The sequence below is a fragment of the Flavobacterium tibetense genome (assembly GCF_003293845.1).
Classification (GTDB): domain Bacteria; phylum Bacteroidota; class Bacteroidia; order Flavobacteriales; family Flavobacteriaceae; genus Flavobacterium; species Flavobacterium tibetense.
The window spans coordinates 117,142-130,286 of record NZ_QLST01000001.1 but is presented as its reverse complement, the minus strand read 5'-3'; the positions used below and the strand labels follow the sequence as shown (position 1 = coordinate 130,286).

The 13,145-nt window shown below is 34.3% G+C and carries 12 protein-coding genes; 4 read left to right on the top strand and 8 right to left on the bottom strand.

Going from position 1 to position 13,145, the window contains the following annotated elements:
• Window positions 1-101: 101 nt before the first annotated feature.
• Window positions 102-1,571 (top strand): sensor histidine kinase, encoded by a 1,470-nt coding sequence (locus tag DPN68_RS00620; protein WP_239986974.1) that lies wholly within the window; start codon window positions 102-104, stop codon window positions 1,569-1,571.
• An 88-nt stretch (window positions 1,572-1,659) separates the two neighbouring features.
• On the top strand, window positions 1,660-2,436 hold the full coding sequence (locus DPN68_RS00615) for an enoyl-CoA hydratase/isomerase family protein (protein WP_113987649.1): 777 nt from the start codon (window positions 1,660-1,662) through the stop codon (window positions 2,434-2,436).
• A 55-nt stretch (window positions 2,437-2,491) separates the two neighbouring features.
• On the opposite strand, the gene DPN68_RS00610 is transcribed toward DPN68_RS00615, so the two are convergent.
• The 6 genes from DPN68_RS00610 to DPN68_RS00585 all read right to left on the bottom strand — a co-directional run bounded on the left by DPN68_RS00610 (window position 2,492) and on the right by DPN68_RS00585 (window position 9,103).
• Entirely contained in the window at window positions 2,492-3,136 is a 645-nt protein-coding gene (locus DPN68_RS00610; RefSeq protein ID WP_113987648.1) for an HD domain-containing protein, read from the bottom strand.
• A gap of 123 nt (window positions 3,137-3,259) precedes the next feature.
• On the bottom strand, window positions 3,260-4,258 hold the full coding sequence (locus tag DPN68_RS00605; RefSeq protein ID WP_113987647.1) for an acyl-ACP desaturase: 999 nt from the start codon (window positions 4,256-4,258) through the stop codon (window positions 3,260-3,262).
• Window positions 4,259-4,264: 6 nt separating this feature from the next.
• Window positions 4,265-4,999 (bottom strand): lysophospholipid acyltransferase family protein, encoded by a 735-nt coding sequence (locus DPN68_RS00600; protein ID WP_113987646.1) that lies wholly within the window; start codon window positions 4,997-4,999, stop codon window positions 4,265-4,267.
• 89 nt (window positions 5,000-5,088) lie between these two features.
• Entirely contained in the window at window positions 5,089-5,499 is a 411-nt protein-coding gene (locus DPN68_RS00595) for a BrxA/BrxB family bacilliredoxin (RefSeq protein WP_113987645.1), read from the bottom strand.
• Between the two features lie 100 nt (window positions 5,500-5,599).
• Window positions 5,600-6,763 (bottom strand): lycopene cyclase family protein, encoded by a 1,164-nt coding sequence (locus tag DPN68_RS00590; RefSeq protein ID WP_113987644.1) that lies wholly within the window; start codon window positions 6,761-6,763, stop codon window positions 5,600-5,602.
• 42 nt (window positions 6,764-6,805) lie between these two features.
• Complete coding sequence (locus tag DPN68_RS00585; RefSeq protein WP_113987643.1) at window positions 6,806-9,103, bottom strand: TonB-dependent receptor; 2,298 nt, start codon at window positions 9,101-9,103, stop codon at window positions 6,806-6,808.
• Between the two features lie 84 nt (window positions 9,104-9,187).
• On the opposite strand from DPN68_RS00585, the gene DPN68_RS00580 reads away from it, so the two are divergent.
• Together DPN68_RS00580 and DPN68_RS00575 are read left to right on the top strand one after the other, a co-directional pair.
• Entirely contained in the window at window positions 9,188-9,835 is a 648-nt protein-coding gene (locus DPN68_RS00580) for a metal-dependent transcriptional regulator (RefSeq protein ID WP_113987642.1), read from the top strand.
• A 2-nt stretch (window positions 9,836-9,837) separates the two neighbouring features.
• Window positions 9,838-10,656 carry a ZIP family metal transporter gene (locus DPN68_RS00575; protein WP_113987641.1) on the top strand — a complete coding sequence of 273 codons (819 nt, stop codon included), beginning with the start codon at window positions 9,838-9,840 and terminating at the stop codon, window positions 10,654-10,656.
• Here the strand turns inward: DPN68_RS00575 and DPN68_RS00570 are convergent.
• Together DPN68_RS00570 and DPN68_RS00565 are read right to left on the bottom strand one after the other, a co-directional pair.
• Window positions 10,653-10,778, bottom strand: a complete 126-nt coding sequence (locus DPN68_RS00570; protein WP_113987640.1) for a FeoB-associated Cys-rich membrane protein — start codon at window positions 10,776-10,778, stop codon at window positions 10,653-10,655. The genes DPN68_RS00575 and DPN68_RS00570 overlap by 4 nt on opposite strands.
• A gap of 65 nt (window positions 10,779-10,843) precedes the next feature.
• Window positions 10,844-13,069, bottom strand: a complete 2,226-nt coding sequence (locus DPN68_RS00565; protein ID WP_113987639.1) for a TonB-dependent receptor family protein — start codon at window positions 13,067-13,069, stop codon at window positions 10,844-10,846.
• Between the last annotated feature and the right edge of the window lie 76 nt (window positions 13,070-13,145).

Below are 13,145 nucleotides of genomic sequence, written 5' to 3'. Positions count from 1 at the left end.
ATACGTTACAAGTTTTTTGCAAAAAATGGGTTTTTCTACTAACAAAAACATCATTTTTTCACAAAAAAGCTTTTCACTACTATCTGGGCTAAACATACAAAATGGACAGAATATTCAATTTAAAAAACCTTTCATTACGTGTAAGAATATTTCTTTCTATGATATTCTTGACCATTTTTGCTTCCATATTAATTGCTGCGGTTTCTATTTATCAATTTCGTCAAGAGGCAAAAGAATACCATCAAGACCGCTTGGAACGTAAAGAAAATGCAATTGTAGAGCATATTAATTATGTCATACAAAATACCACATATCCTGTTAGTACCGAAAATTTATCCAACATTTTCAAAGATAGAATCCATGAATTAGCTGATATTCACAGCATGGAAATCAACTTTTTCGATTTACAAGGGAAATTGATTATTTCATCAAAAGCAGGTTTCAAACAAGACAGTATAAAGCCTTTAATTGATATTCCAACATTAAAAATTCTACAATCCACACTAGAAAAGCGCTATGTGGCTTTTGAAAAAATTGACGGACAACAATTTAGAAGTTCGTATACTTATATTAAAGATGTAAAATTCAAACCTTTAGCTATTTTAAACTTACCTTATCAGGAAGATACTACTTTTTACGACAGTGAATTACAAAGCTTCTTGATTCGATTTACTCAAGTTTATACTTTAATGTTTTTAATCGCAATTGTTTTATCTTACTTTTTGTCTAGTTACATTACGAAATCGTTGAAAATTATTAGTGATAAAATCAGTGAAACAAATATCAACCAACAAAACCAAAAAATTGTATTACAAGAAGGAAGTAGAGAGATTAATTTACTAGTAGCCTCTTACAATAAAATGGTTGACGAACTTCAAGAAAGTGCCACAAAATTAGCCCAAAGCGAAAGAGAACAAGCTTGGCGCGAAATGGCAAAACAAGTAGCGCATGAAATTAAAAATCCGTTAACACCTATGCGTTTAACGGTACAAAGTTTTCAAAGAAAATTTGATATTTCCGATCCTAATATCAAACAAAAACTAGATGATTTTTCATCCACATTAATACAACAAATCGACACGATGACTTCTGTTGCAAGTGCATTTTCCAATTTTGCTACTATGCCAGCCCAACAAAACGAAACCCTAAATGTGGTTAAAATAGTGAAATTGGCATTGGAAATTTTTAACGAAGATTACATCCAATTTTCAGCATTGGAAGATGAAATTATTGCCAAATTAGACAGAACCCAGTTGATACGTGTGATTACAAATTTGGTTAAAAACGCTATTCAAGCCATACCAGAAGAGCAAGAAAACAAAGTGGTTTTTGTAACCGTTTTTAGAGAATTAGGCAGTGTAAAAATTGAAGTAAAAGACAACGGAAAAGGAGTTCCCATTGAAAATAAAGATCATATTTTTGAACCTAAATTTACTACTAAAACTAGTGGCATGGGATTAGGCTTATCCATCATCAAAAAAATCATTGAAAATTACAACGGAACCATTACTTTTGAATCTGAAATAGGTGTTGGAACCACATTTTTAGTGAGTTTCCCTATTTCGGAATAAAAAATCAAGTTCAAGATCAAAAGTCAAATTCAAAAATCAAGTTCAACATCCGAATATCAGAAAATCCGAATATCTAAAATCACAAATCATGGAAAATATTTTAATTGAAAAACACGAAAACATAGCCGTTATAACCATCAACAGACCAACAAAATTAAACGCATTAAACAAAGCTACGATTCAAGAATTACACGATGGCTTCAAAGCTTTAAACGAAGATAAATCCGTAAAAGCAATTATTGTAACTGGAAGTGGTGAAAAAGCATTCGTAGCTGGTGCAGATATTTCGGAATTTGCTCACTTTTCTGTAGAAGAAGGTGGAAAACTAGCTGCTTTAGGTCAAGAATTATTGTTTGACTTTGTTCAAAATTTAAGCACACCAGTAATTGCTGCTGTAAATGGTTTCGCTCTTGGTGGCGGATTGGAATTAGCGATGTCGTGTCATTTTAGAGTAGCTTCTGACAATGCGAAAATGGGATTACCAGAAGTAACTTTAGGAGTAATTCCGGGTTATGGTGGAACGCAACGTTTAGCACAATTAGTTGGTAAAGGCAGAGCTATGGAAATGATTATGACCGCTGGAATGATTGACGCAGAAACGGCCAAAAATTACGGATTAGTAAACCACGTAGTTCCACAAGTTGAATTACTAGAATTTGCTAAAGGAATTGCTTCAAAAATTACTAAAAATTCAAGTGTTGCGATTGCCAAAGCGATTCAAGCGGTTAATGCCAATTATATAGACGGTGTAAACGGTTACCAAGTAGAAATTGAAAACTTCGGAGCTTGTTTTGGAACAGAAGATTTTAAAGAGGGAACAACTGCATTTTTAGAAAAACGTAAAGCAGAATTTCCTGGGAAGTAATCTAATTACTAAAAACAAATCCCTAAGATTTGGTACTGAAAACTGTGACTGCTCACTAAACTTCCCCATCCCATTCCGCATAAAATTGAGCCAAGAAATGCACCATGAAATCATGGCGTTTTTTGGCTATTTTTTTACCCGTTTCGGTGTTCATTTTGTCTTTTAAAAGCAAAAGTTTTTCGTAGAAATGATTCAGTGTTGGCGCTTCGTTGTTTTTATATTCGTCTTTACTCATATTCAATTTTGGCTGAATATTGGGGTTGTATAACGGACGATTTTTGAAACCACCATAATTAAACGTGCGAGCAATTCCAATGGCACCAATGGCATCTAATCTATCCGCATCTTGCACAATTTCTAATTCTTTTGAATTGAATTTCTTTTCGAAATTTCCGCCTTTAAATGACATATTTTCAATAATAGCAATTACATGTAAAATGATTTCTTCCGAAATATTTTGAGATTCCAAAAACTCACGAGCTATTTTTGGACCAATGGTTTCATCGCCACTATGAAATTTAGAATCTGCAATATCGTGTAGTAATGCCGCTAATTTCACCACTATTACATCACAATCTTCCTCTTTTGCAATTAAAAGCGCATTTTTGTACACCCGTTCTATGTGAAACCAATCATGTCCGCCTTCTGCATGAGCTAATTGTTCTTTTACGAATAAAATAGTGGTATCAATTATTGTCATTGGTAATGATATAAAAAATTCCAATCTTGTTTAAAATTGGAATTTAGAATTTATTTTTAACCACAAAGGGCACAAAGTTTTGTTTCAAGTTGTTAACTGCGACTGTGACTAATTTTCGGAATGTTATCTAATTAAAGCTGGTTGCACCCATTTGAAAAGTTGCCCTTCAGCAGGAACTGCCATTCTTTCCGAAATTTTTGCCATACGAGCGGGTAATTTCATTAAGTAATCACGTGCTTTTTCGGCTTCATCGGTAAGATTACCAATTTTATCAATTTCCCATTTCTCATTCAATTTCTGAAGAATATCAACGTAATCCATTGCGGTATATACACCTAATCGCTGAGCAGATTCAGAGAACTTTTCAAATGCGGTTCCAATGCTTTCTCCTGATTCTCTAATTAAATGAGCTGGCATCGTAATTTTTTTCTTCATCATGTATTGAAACGACAACATCATTTCGCTTGGATCTACTTCAAAAATACGTTTTACAAATTCGCTGTAAGCCAAATGATGACGCATTTCGTCTCCAGCAATTAAGTTGCACATTTTGAATAATTTTTTATCACCAAATTTCTTTGCTAATTGCGCCACACGATTATGCGAAACATAAGTAGCTAATTCTTGAAAACTAGTAAAAACAAAATTCTTGTAAGGATCTCTACCTGTTCCTGGATCAAAACCATCGTTAATTAAATGGTGTGTGGTAATTTCAACTTCACGCATATTTACTCTTCCAGAAAGGTATAAGTACTTGTTTAAAACATCACCGTGGCGGTTTTCTTCGCCAGTCCAATGGCGCAACCATTTAGCCCAACCGTTATCGCCATTTTCGCCTTTTTGAGCCACACCTTCCACATCCATTAACCAGGTTTCGTAGGTTGGTAAAGCTTCTTCAGTAATGGTATCACCAACTAAAGTAACCCAAAAATCATATGGTAAATCTTTGGCAATTTCACGAAGTTCTGTAACTTCTTCAATGAAATTTTCATTTTCAGAATTTGGGAGTAAATCGGTAGGTTGCCAGATTTTTTCCACAGGAATTAAGAATTCTTCCATAAAGTGATCCACTTTCTTTTCCAAGAATTGCATGACTTCTAAACGGACATTTTGTATAGACATGGGATATTATTTTTTTAAATTTTCTGTAACTGATTTTTCAGTTTTTTCAAACAATTCTTCGAAAGTGTAATCGGAAACTTTTAAAGCGGAGTGTATTTCAAAAACCAATTTATTTCCTAAACCAAGCGGAAATTGTCCAAATTTAGTCATTTTCCACGAATTATGAATACTAATAGGAACAAAATATGCATCCGGAGCAAACTTGTGCAACATTTTTAATCCGTTGATAGAAAATGGTTTAGGAACTCCAGTTTTGCTTCGCGTACCTTCTGGGAAGATAACTACTGAGTAGTTATTGGTGTTAATATATTCGGCTACTTTTTTGATTTCTGTCAAAGATTGTTTCGGGTCTTTTCTATTTATTAAAGCAGAACCTCCATGACGCAAATTATAGGAAACACTTGGAATTCCTTTTCCTAATTCAATCTTGCTAATGAATTTGGGATGATTGCTTCTCATGAACCAAATAAATGGCGGAATGTCATATAAACTTTGGTGATTGGCCACAAAAACTACGGGAACATTTTGTGGAATATTTTCTTTTCCAATAAATTGATATCTTGTTCCAAGAATATGCGTTGTTCGTACTAAAAACCAGTTTAAAATCGCAACACTCCATCGGTGTGCATTGTATCCAAAAATATTAAAACAAATCCATTGGATAGGATGAAATACTACTAACCAAAACAAAAAAGTTAAGTAATACAAGAATGAAAGCGGATAGGAAATAAGTTTCTCCATAAATTTCTAACCAAATTTTCGACAAAAGTACGTGATAAATAAAAAAAACCACCAATTTCTTGATGGTTTCTGTATGCTAGCATACTATTTTAACAATGTTCGTTATACGCATCTTGAAGATTTTCAGCAATTAGTTCTGCTGGTCTTCCTTCAATGTGATGACGCTCTAACATATGTACAATTTCACCATTCTTGAATAACGCCATACTTGGTGATGATGGAGGAAAAGGAAACATGTGTTCTCTTGCTTTATCAACCGCTTCTTTGTCAACACCAGCAAAAACCGTAACTAAATGATTAGGTTTTTTTGCACCGTTCAAACTCATTTTTGCTCCTGGTCTAGCGTTTCTTGCCGCACAACCACAAACTGAATTAATTACTACTAATGTAGTTCCTTCTTTAGCTAAAACAGCATCAACATCTGCTGCTGTATATAATTCTTGAAAACCAGCTTCCGTTAATTCGGCTTTCATTGGTTTTACCATTTCTTCTGGATACATAACTATTTATGATTTTAGATTGTTATTTTTTTGAATGATACAAAGATAAATAGAATTCTTGTGTTGGAATAATTTCGAATGATAAAGATTTGTTATAATGCTATAAATGGAACATTCTTCCAAACAAAGCTTTAACAAACAATATTTTCGGGCAACGCCAAATCACTTGCAAATCTTCTAAAAAAGAAGTTTCTTCATCTAAAAACTTAAAAATTACTGTTGAATTTCCTTCTTTAAACATCGAAGAAAAGATTTTGGAACCCAATTCATTTTTCGAACTTAAAATATCCAACAACAATAAATCATAGAACCAAAATTTATCTTTTTTATGAAATCTTTTAAAATCTGTCTTATCGAGCGAAGTCGAGATGTTTTTTTCTAAAAATTCAACTAAAGCCTTTGATTTTTTGTAAGCATTCTTAAAAGTATAACCCGTACTGGCTTTCGTCCAACCGCCAGCTGAACCTATGTTTATGATGTTTTTTGTATTGTGTTTCCAAAAAGGATAGCAAGTCATTGGAATATTACCTTGTTCTTTTTCGATAACTTCGTATTCGGTTATCCCGAGATTTTCAATATATTTCTGAATTTCAGCTTCGTATTCTTCTTTTGGAAGTAAATTTTTTGAAAATAAGGTGTATTCCAATAAGGCTTCGTTTTCTGATGTTGGTAATACATACATAAATCGTGTATTCCCTTTTTGTTCCACTGAAAAATCCATGAAAGTAGCGCAATTGGGAGTAAAAACATCTTCTTTACTTTTGATAAACCAACCCACAAAATGTTGATGAATTAAAGGGAATTTGGTTTGTGTAGTAACAACTTTAGGATTGTAAATTGAATTGAATATTTTGTTACAAGTGAACGATTCTTGTTCTGTTTTTACAATGCAATGATTCCCTAGTTCGGTAAAATCAACTACTTTCTGATTTAGAAAATGAATGTTTTTATGTTCAGCAATTTTCTTGAAAACCAGTTCATAAAAATCCAAACCATTAATTTTTTTGTATTGATACGGAGTTAATTCTAAAACACGATTAAATTTTTCATTAGCAAAAATGGCTTGATTCCATTTTTTTGAAACGATTTCTTCAAACAAATTGTCTTCGTCCCAAAAACACCAGGTTCTATCGTTTACTTTTTTTGCATTTTCATCAATAAGTAAAATGGATTTATCTTTAAACTTTCCAGATAAAACCATTTCATAAATGGTCATCAAAGCAGATAATCCTGAACCTGTGAAAATGTAATCAAAATGTTGCATAGTGTTTCGATGAGTCACAAAGAAACAAAAAGCTTTTCTTTTTTACAGCAAATCAGTTCCTAATTTTAAGCCAATGAAAATGGTTCGTGGTCGTGACGGACCGTAAATATAACTAGCATCTCGATTGATTCCTAAATCGAAATCGCGTTGATAACTGTTCAATATATTTTGAATTCCTCCAGAAACTTCTAATTGTAAAGCATTGGAAATAGAAAAAACATAAGCTGATTTCCAATTGATTTCGTAGAAACTTCTTGTTTTTTCTAACTTGTCATTGGCAATAAATCCTGCATAATGTGGTGTAAACATGCTTCCTGTATAAATGAACGAAAGATTATTTTGGAAGTGTTTTTTTGGTGCGTAAGTCGCTATGAAATTTCCGTAAAGGTTAGGCGAACGAAAGAAATTGCGATTGGAATTGGCCACATTTTCGCTCCATTGAATGGCTTCATCATAAACCGCTTTTTGAATTGTAGCTCCTGATTGTATTTGCCATTTTTCGCCAATTGCATATTTTCCTTCCAAATTTACTCCAAAAACATTCGCGCCTTTTCCGTTTCTTTTTTCCCAAAGCGTTTCTTCAATTTGTTCCAATACGAACGGATTTTGCAATCGCGTGTAAAACAATTCAAAAGTAACTCCCATTTCTGAAGTCAAATTAGCTTTAGAATAATCAAAAGACGTCAAAAAGGAATGCGAAGTTTCGGATTGTAAATTATCTGCTAAAACTACTAACGCTACTTCTCCAGCGGCAATTCTGGCGTGAATATCTTCTGAAAACACTTGTGGCGCTCGAAAACCTTTGGCATAACTGCTTCGCCATTGTAAATTTTCTTTGATGTTATACAAAACAGTTGCTCTCGGATTTATCATTACGGTTTCTTCGGCAGCATTGTGAAAATCGGCACGTAATCCGCCCAAGACTTTCAACTTTTGATTCACTTGCCATTCTTGTTGGGCGTAAATTCCTAAAATATTCAAGGTTTGATTCACAAATGCGTTGAAACCTGGTTTTTCATCCACCATTGCTTCTGATTTGAATTCAGAACCTAAAGTCAACGAACCCGATCCGTTCAGAAATTTTTCTTGTTTGTTGTTCCATTGCGCTCCAGCGATGAAGGTTTTTACTTCGGTATTACCAAAACCTTTCAAACTTTCTTCTAAATCGATGTTTCCAAAATCGTCATCCGCTCTTCCACCGTAGAAATTATCGTTTTTGGATTGTTGGGCATTGGCATAAACGGAATATTTGTTTTTGTCATTGGTATAACTTTCAAAAGTTAAGCCAGCGCCAATAGTTTTCGATGCAATTTGTTCGGTGATATACGCTTCAAAAGGTTGCAGATTAAAGTTGTTTTCGCCACCACGTCTGAATTCAGAAATCGAATGGAAATCGGCAGTAATTTTGGTATTGATACTAGGTTTGTAAAATGATTTTAAACCAAAAGTTTGGTTTTCCATTGCGGTTATTTCGGTAAAATTGTCGCCATTGGCATCAAAAGCCTTTCGGTTACGTTGCATTCCAAAAAATTGCAATCCCGAGTTCAAATCGTCACTTACTACGGTTCCATTAACAGTTGTGGCTTTATCAGGTGTTTTTCCATCGATTAGACCAAGATAGTTGTTGATTTCGAACGAACTTTTGATAGGTTCTTTGGTAATAATATTGATTGTTCCAGCAATCGCATTTGAACCGTATAAAGACGAACCACCACCACGAACCACTTCAACACGCTCAATCATATTGGCTGGAATTTGGTCCAAACCATAAACGCCATTCAAAGCAGAAAATATAGGGCGACTATCCAATAAAATTTGCGAATAAGCACCATCTAAACCGTTCATTCGTACTTGGGTGAAACCGCAGTTCTGGCAGTTGGTTTCCATGCGCAATCCAGGTTGAAAGTTCAAACCTTCTGATAAGCTGATGGCTTGCACTTTTTGTAAAGTTTCGCTATTGGTAACTGTAACAATCATTGGAGCTTCGGTTCTTTTTTGCATGCCACGAGTTGCTGAAACCACTACCTGATTTAAACCCAAAATACTTTCTTCCAAATTAAAATCGACATGCAATTTTTGATTAGGAACCACGGTGATGGTTTTTTCTGTTGGTTTAAATCCAATGACATTGACTTGAACTTGATACGTTCCGGGTTCGAGTTCGATTTTGTATTTACCGTTTTCATCAGATGAAGTTCCAATGGTGGTATTTTTAATGAAAACATTCGCAAATGGAATGCCTTCGTTTTTACTTAACACATGTCCAGATAACGTGGCTTTTTCTTGTCCGAATGAAAATTGGAACAAGAAAAACAGTGCCAAAGCAATTTTTTTATTCATTGTAAAAATAAATTTAGACAAAACTAAAAATAATTTTTGTAAGTTCGTAATTTATTTTGCTATCTTTGGTAAAAATTTAACACAATGACCATTTCAGAGGAAAATTATTTAAAAGTAATTTATCACGTATCATTAGTAGCGCCAAAAGGAGTTAGTACCAATGCCATTGCGGGAATGTTAGATACCAAAGCTTCATCGGTTACTGATATGTTGAAGAAATTAGCTGATAAAAATTTGGTCAGTTACCAAAAGTATCAAGGTGTTACATTGACTGATGAAGGTTTGCATAAAGCCAAAATGATTGTGAGAAAGCATCGTTTGTGGGAAGTTTTTTTGGTAGAAAAATTACAATTTTCTTGGGATGAAGTGCATGAAATTGCCGAAGAATTAGAACATATTCAATCGGAACCTTTGATTGATAAATTGGATGCGTTTTTAGGATTTCCGGCATTTGATCCACATGGTGATCCTATTCCAAATGCGAAAGGCATCATTAATAAAGTGGAAAAAGAATTACTCTCGGAAGCCAATTTGAACCAAATGTATACTTGTGTTGGAGTGAAAGATTCTTCTACGGAGTTTTTACAATATTTAGATAAACAGCAAATTGCATTAGGTTCTACAATAAAAATTCTAGAAAAAGAGCCGTTTGATGAAACATTACTAGTGGAAATCAATGGAAAAAAGCTTACTATTTCCAATAAAATAGCTACAAATCTATACATTCGATAATTATGTTTGAATCTATAATTAGTTTTTTTGAAAGCATTGATCCTATTTTGGCTGCTTTATTGGCTACTACTTTTACTTGGTTATTAACGGCATTTGGTGCTTCGTTTGTTTTCTTTTTTAAGACCATGAATCGTATGGTTTTAGATGGCATGCTAGGTTTTACAGGTGGTGTAATGGTAGCTGCGAGTTATTGGAGTTTACTAGCGCCAGCTATAGAAATGAGCGAAGGTGAAGGTTTTGTAAAAGTTTTTCCTGCGGCTGTTGGGTTTTTATTAGGTGCTCTTTTTCTTTTTGGATTAGATAAAACGTTACCCCATTTACATATTAATTTTAAAGAATCGGAAGGAATTAAATCGCCATGGCAAAAAACTACTTTGTTGGTGTTAGCGATAACCTTGCACAACATTCCTGAAGGTTTAGCGGTTGGCGTTTTGTTTGGTGGAGTTGCGGCTGGAATTCCTGAAGCTTCGATTGCTGGTGCGGTTACGTTAGCCATTGGAATTGGGATTCAAAATTTTCCTGAAGGAATAGCGGTTTCCATGCCGTTACGTAGAATGGGAATGAGTCGTTGGAAAAGCTTTATGTATGGACAATCCTCTGCTATTGTGGAACCGATTGCTGGTGTAATTGGCGCTGTTGCTGTAACTTTCTTTACGCCTTTATTGCCTTATGCTTTGGCTTTTGCCGCTGGCGCGATGATATTTGTAGTAGTGGAAGAAGTAATTCCAGAAACCCAACAAGATAAAAACACGGATATTGCCACGTTAGGATTCATTGGTGGATTTATTGTGATGATGAGTTTGGATGTGGCTTTGGGCTAATGACAACCACAATCCGTATCACAACCGTTTTTCTTTTTTTTCTTTGGAATGAAAAATTTGTTTACCAAAAACGCTACGGCAAGGAATACAATGATGTAAGCTAAAATTTGTTGGAAATTCATACTTCAAAAATACAAAAAGCAACCACACTGGGTTGCTTTTTTAACTTTAAACTAACACATGACGATTAAAACTGTGCCATAATTCCAACAGAAGCACTAAATGGCATTCCTGGACGTAAACCTGATGGAACTCTAGATACTAAATACGTAGTATCAAATAAGTTGTTTACTCCACCAGTTAAGCTTAAATATTTGTTGTATTTGTATTTGGCATTTAAATCAACAATAGTATTGTTTGGAACAGCAAATTCATTTGGAATATTTCCTCTTCCAGCTTCTGTTCTAAATTCTCCGTTGAATCTTACGGCTGCATTTACTTCAAATTTATTGTGCTCTAAAGTAACTGAACCGTTGAATTGGTGTTTAGAAATATAAGGAATTTCATCTCCTTTTGAAATTGTTCCCCAACCACCAGTGCTACCGAAATCGTTTCTGAATTCTGTATCAGTTAATGTGTAACCAAAAGAAATTGGTAATCTGAATTTTCCACCTTCATTTAATACTTGGTAGTTCAATTGCAATTCAATTCCTTTTACATGAGCTTCACCAGCATTGAACTGATCTAATGTTCCTGAACCACCACTTGCTGCTAAATCACTTCCTAGCAAATTTGAATAGTTGTTGAAATACCCAACTACTTCACCTGAAAGTTTTCCATATGCGAAACGAGTTCCTAATTCATAGTTGATGCTTCTTTCGGTATCTGTTCCTGGTGTGTTTGTTGGCGGTGCAAATCCTTTGTGAACGCCACCATAGAATGATAAATAGTTGTTAATCTTATAATTAGCGCCAACTCCTGGCAACCATACTTTCGCATGATTATCTCTTTCAACTATATTACCTCCAGTTCTTGTTGGGTCAGCTGTTCCATAGTTTTTGTTATACAAATCAATAGATTCCATACGAATACCTGGAGTTACCGTTAATCCGTTGTATTTCAATTTGTAGATAGCATGTAAAGCTAGAGCTTCTGCAAAGGCAATTCTGTTGTCTTGTGTTCCTGGAACACCACTGCTTGTTAAGACCATAGTTCCATTTTGCATAACATAACCGTCGTTCCATTGGAAGCGATCTTCACTATCTTTGTGGTAACGAATTCCTAATTCCAAATCGTGAAATACTTCACCTGTTAAGAAATGAAAATCAAATTTAGTTTGAATTCCTTGCGACATATACGCTCTATTGTTAGCCCTTACTCGTAATGCGTTATTTGGAGAATCTGTTGCGCCAGTTAAATAATCGTAAGCTACTTGATTAGCTATTGGATCAACTAAAATGGCGTCTAATCCTAAGTTTGTACTACCTACTCTAACATCTTGTAGTTTGTACCAATTTCTACTGAATGCATTTCTATAAGCTGTAGTAGTAATGCTAAAATAATCGCTTGTTTTAAAAGTGTGTGTCAAGGCAAAATGGTTGTTTTTAGTAGTGATGTTATCTACTTCAGAACCAGCGTATCTTCTGTTTGGATTTGCTCTGAAATCAGCTTCTGTTAAACCTAAATAAGTTTCGTCAGCATCTTCGTCGGCATATTGGAATTTAAACTGTAACGAGTTGTAAAACTTGCTTCCTTTTTTAGATTGCACCATGAATTTTCCTAAGAAATCGTTCTTGTTGAAACCTGTGTTTTGTCCGTTTGGCAATTCTTTAAAACCATCTGTTGATAGATTCATATATTGGATTACAGCACCAACAGTTTCATTTGAGGCACCAACAGTTGCTAGTTTTCTACTAGTGTTGAAACTTCCATAATCGGCAATTACACTTCCGCTAACTTTTGTTGGAATTGGAGCAGAAACAAAGTTGATAGTTCCACCCGTTGTAAATGGACCGTATTGAATTTGGCTACTTCCTTTTAAGATTTCTACAGCGCTCATTCTAGCAACCGATGGTACATAATAAGCCGCTGGAGCAGAGTACGGAGCTGGAGCAATTAAAACATTGTCTTCCATTAAAGTAATTTTCGCACTTCTTTCAGGATTAGTTCCTCTTAAACTGATGTTTGGACGCAAACCAAAACCATCTTCTTCATACACATTTACTCCAGTTACCGAACGTAACACACGGTTAATGTCTGTAAAATTAAATTTTTGTAAATCTTCTGTTGAAATGTACGATGCTGAACCTGTTTTGTTTGCTGCTTCGAATTTACTTCCAATGATTTGGTTGGCTGAAATAACTACTTCTTTAAGTTGTCTAACACTGTCAGTAGTAGTTTCTGATTCTTGTTTGTCTTGGGCAATAACGCAAGTACTTAGTAATAAACCAGCGCTAATAAATATATGCTTCATTTTATTTAGATTAATTCTACGGAGCAAAAATATATATTAGTTTTTATTTAGACAAATTATAAATAGAAATATTTTG

What these genes read in the sequence shown, in the direction of transcription:
- DPN68_RS00585 (WP_113987643.1), bottom strand. Translation starts at nt 9,103, where the DNA reads ATGAATAAAAAAATTGCTTTGGCACTGTTTTTCTTGTTCCAATTTTCA.
- DPN68_RS00565 (WP_113987639.1), bottom strand. Translation starts at nt 13,069, where the DNA reads ATGAAGCATATATTTATTAGCGCTGGTTTATTACTAAGTACTTGCGTT.
- DPN68_RS00595 (WP_113987645.1), bottom strand. Translation starts at nt 5,499, where the DNA reads ATGTATCCAGAAGAAATGGTAAAACCAATGAAAGCCGAATTAACGGAA.
- DPN68_RS00605 (WP_113987647.1), bottom strand. Translation starts at nt 4,258, where the DNA reads ATGTCTATACAAAATGTCCGTTTAGAAGTCATGCAATTCTTGGAAAAG.
- DPN68_RS00580 (WP_113987642.1), top strand. Translation starts at nt 9,188, where the DNA reads ATGACCATTTCAGAGGAAAATTATTTAAAAGTAATTTATCACGTATCA.
- DPN68_RS00620 (WP_239986974.1), top strand. Translation starts at nt 102, where the DNA reads ATGGACAGAATATTCAATTTAAAAAACCTTTCATTACGTGTAAGAATA.
- DPN68_RS00575 (WP_113987641.1), top strand. Translation starts at nt 9,838, where the DNA reads ATGTTTGAATCTATAATTAGTTTTTTTGAAAGCATTGATCCTATTTTG.
- DPN68_RS00570 (WP_113987640.1), bottom strand. Translation starts at nt 10,778, where the DNA reads ATGAATTTCCAACAAATTTTAGCTTACATCATTGTATTCCTTGCCGTA.
- DPN68_RS00610 (WP_113987648.1), bottom strand. Translation starts at nt 3,136, where the DNA reads ATGACAATAATTGATACCACTATTTTATTCGTAAAAGAACAATTAGCT.
- DPN68_RS00600 (WP_113987646.1), bottom strand. Translation starts at nt 4,999, where the DNA reads ATGGAGAAACTTATTTCCTATCCGCTTTCATTCTTGTATTACTTAACT.
- DPN68_RS00590 (WP_113987644.1), bottom strand. Translation starts at nt 6,763, where the DNA reads ATGCAACATTTTGATTACATTTTCACAGGTTCAGGATTATCTGCTTTG.
- DPN68_RS00615 (WP_113987649.1), top strand. Translation starts at nt 1,660, where the DNA reads ATGGAAAATATTTTAATTGAAAAACACGAAAACATAGCCGTTATAACC.